The organism is Endozoicomonas sp. (assembly GCF_051008435.1).
Lineage (GTDB): Bacteria > Pseudomonadota > Gammaproteobacteria > Pseudomonadales > Endozoicomonadaceae > Endozoicomonas_A.
In genome coordinates, this window is record NZ_JBPCXO010000299.1 from 1 (window position 1) to 2,915 (window position 2,915).

Genomic DNA, 2,915 nt, shown 5'->3' on the forward strand with positions numbered 1-2,915 from the left:
GGGTCTGTTCAGAGTGCGGAGCTGAACATCTGCGTGACGTAAACGCAGCAAGAAACATTCTTGCGGTCGGGCATGACCGTCTAGCTGTAGGAATCCCCGTCCTTTAGGGCGGGGAGGATGTCAACAATCGCAGCTGTCCTTCTATCACTCTTGAAAACTCAGCTGCGTTGAAAGCTCTGATGAATCGGGTCTGCATATCAATGTATAAGACAGCGACACTCTCTCCCTCAGACAAGCGCTGCTCAATATTGTAAATCGTATCTTCGATTCCGCTTTGTACAGGGCAAGAAAAACAGATGAAAAAACACAGTAAACTAGAAACAAAGGCTTTCACTCAGAAAACCTGATAGCGACTCGATAACACATCAGAGTTAACTTAAAACCCTACGACTGATTCAATCTACAAATCATTACGGAACTGTTAGAAAATAAACTGTAGCTTATATCTTGAATAGCAAGAATATAGTCAAAGATGTTCAGAAAGACCTAGTTAAACGTCCCTGAAGCAAGATCTGCCAGTTAATCAAACCTTGCTATTCATATCACCCTGCTCAACAGCCCAATATTAAAGCTCAACCTGCAAACAGCCTTCAATCAAGCTTCTTTTACTGAATGCAAAGCGTGTTACGTAACTGGCCAGCTCTTCAGCACCTAACAGAGCTTGGGTAATTTCTTTCAGACTCTTTCCCTGTCCTTGGAGAGCCTGAGCTTTAGCACTGAGTTCCAGCAAATAATCCAACTTAGCCTGCATCGCCAGTTTACCCTGCTCAACCACCCCACGATGAGGGCAGAAGACCGTGTCAAAATCACAGGCTAGAACAGCTCGTATATCTTCTATCTGTTGAGGAAGGCTTTCTTTTTTGTGCATGAACTTTATGACTTTGGCGATGTAAAGATCACCTGTAAACATCCATCCCCTGTCAGGCATCAAATAGCAGTGCATGTCAGGACAATGACCAGGAACATGAATCGGCAGGACAGGTTCCCCATCTTCCAGCTCAAGCCGTTCAGGAAGAGTCTGAATCGCTGCCTTTGGTACGCTGCCCCAGAAAACCCTACCCGCCAGAGGTATAGAAAAGCCGTTTCTTAACTGATTGACAGTGATTTCATGAGCCAGGGGCTCGATACCGAAAGACTGATTGAAATTCAAAGTATTACCACTATGGTCTTCATGGTAATGAGTGACCAGAACCTGCCTAACGGTTTTCTCTTCAAAAAAAGGCTTAAGCCATTTCCATTGATTCACGGGACCACAATCGATCAATGTATCCCCGATTCTGTAGTTAACAAATGACCCGGATATATGATTCTGACGCCCGGTTCGGATGGCCTCAACACCTTGAAATTCAAATCGCTCAAAAACAGCCATAGTCTTTTTTCTTTTTATAAGTAGGAATCTGTTTTTAGCAGAACAGCTCAATCAAGAACTGCTCTGCCAGACGACCATTAGAGCAGTTCTTTCAGGCGATTGGGATAGTCCGTAATGATGCCATCAACTCCCATATCAATCAGTTGAGTCATATATTCAGGGTCATTGATCGTCCAGACATCAACCCTGAGACCACGTGCCTTTGCATCCTCCAGAAAAGAATCGGTTAAAACAGTAATGCCCGAATTCTGGGGTGGGATCTGCATGGCATAGGCTTTTACAGGCACCAAATGGGAGAGCCCCAGCTTCTGCATTACTATAAAAGTTCTTGCCTCATTGGAAGACATGGAGGTGGCCACCTCAGGGCAGACATTCCGGAATTTTTCCAGCGCTTCATCCTTGAAAGAGGCAACAATGGTAGAGTTCTCAATCTTGTTATCACGAAGCTGCTGACAGAGCTGACCGGAAATGTCTGGCTCAACTTGTTTGATTTCCATCACATATCGCCCTCTGGGCGTTCCCTCAATCACTTCCTGCAGGGTTGGAATCTGGATACCTATGCCCCGGAACGAGTACTTCTCATTTCCGTCCAGGTCATGACGAAACCCTGCATCCAGCTGCTTCAGGTCTGCCAGGGATTTATCCTTGATCCGTCCTTCACCATTGGTCGTGGCGTCTACGGTGGCATCGTGCCTGACGATCAGGTGTCCATCTTTGCTGGCGTGAAGATCCAGCTCAATGACCGCTCCCAATTTATTAGAGAGCTGTGCTGCTTCCAGAGTATTATTAGGTCTGAGCCCTTGCCCAGAACCGTGCGCAATGACGGAAACTCCCTTCGTATCAGCATAGAAAGGGTGCGTATCCAGCAAGTTAACGGGAGGGATAAAGTAAAGGAGGCCCAGGGTGACAATGACAAGTGCTGCTATTTTCTTCCACATAATTCTTCGCTCAAGGCTGTTGTTATTATTAATGTTGGCTCAAGGCTGACTTTTATAATGAAGCGCCATAGTATCAGGTCTTCAAATCAGGAGTAATCTGTGAACCCTAAACTCTGCCCTCTCTGCCAGCAGGAAAACCTCTGTGCCATCAGCTCCGGAAAGCCCGCTGATCAGTGCTGGTGCATGGAAGATCTTCAAAAGCCCTTTCCCGACACTCCTTCTGTTTTAATGCCGGTCCCGAAAGCAGATGCGACCTGTTACTGTCAGTCCTGCCTGGAGAAGATGAAAAAGAATAAGCTGCTTAAGAATCCGAAGAGCTGATATTCTGTCTACAATGGATACTCTTTAATAAACAGCCGAGAACATATTAGAAGGATGCTGTAACCATGACTGGAATAAGAAAGAGCACCGACCAGGAGGTGATTGACGGCCAGGCTTTCTATACCAAAAGATCACTCTTTTTCTATGACATGTATGTACTAGGGCTAAGTTGCTTTTATCTGTTGTTTGAACCAGTGTTCTACAATTTTTTCAGAAAGACGCTCACCTGTTAACTTGTCAGCTTCTGTCAATAGCCGCCGCCAGCCCAGATAATGTTTCAAGTATTT

4 protein-coding genes are annotated in these 2,915 nt (G+C 45.6%); 2 read left to right on the plus strand and 2 right to left on the minus strand.

Features of this window, described 5'->3' with window-relative positions; all coding sequences use genetic code 11:
• Positions 1 to 107, plus strand: a 107-nt coding sequence (locus tag ACR2PX_RS15065; protein ID WP_433999696.1) for a zinc ribbon domain-containing protein, incomplete at its 5' end; no start/stop codon positions are given.
• A 458-nt stretch (positions 108 to 565) separates the two neighbouring features.
• On the opposite strand, the gene ACR2PX_RS15070 is transcribed toward ACR2PX_RS15065, so the two are convergent.
• Together ACR2PX_RS15070 and ACR2PX_RS15075 are read right to left on the minus strand one after the other, a co-directional pair.
• Positions 566 to 1,369, minus strand: a complete 804-nt coding sequence (locus ACR2PX_RS15070; protein ID WP_434000176.1) for an MBL fold metallo-hydrolase — start codon at positions 1,367 to 1,369, stop codon at positions 566 to 568.
• Positions 1,370 to 1,446: 77 nt separating this feature from the next.
• Positions 1,447 to 2,307, minus strand: a complete 861-nt coding sequence (locus ACR2PX_RS15075; protein WP_434000177.1) for a glycerophosphodiester phosphodiesterase — start codon at positions 2,305 to 2,307, stop codon at positions 1,447 to 1,449.
• A 99-nt stretch (positions 2,308 to 2,406) separates the two neighbouring features.
• On the opposite strand from ACR2PX_RS15075, the gene ACR2PX_RS15080 reads away from it, so the two are divergent.
• Positions 2,407 to 2,628 (plus strand): cysteine-rich CWC family protein, encoded by a 222-nt coding sequence (locus tag ACR2PX_RS15080; RefSeq protein ID WP_434000178.1) that lies wholly within the window; start codon positions 2,407 to 2,409, stop codon positions 2,626 to 2,628.
• Positions 2,629 to 2,915 lie beyond the last annotated feature (287 nt).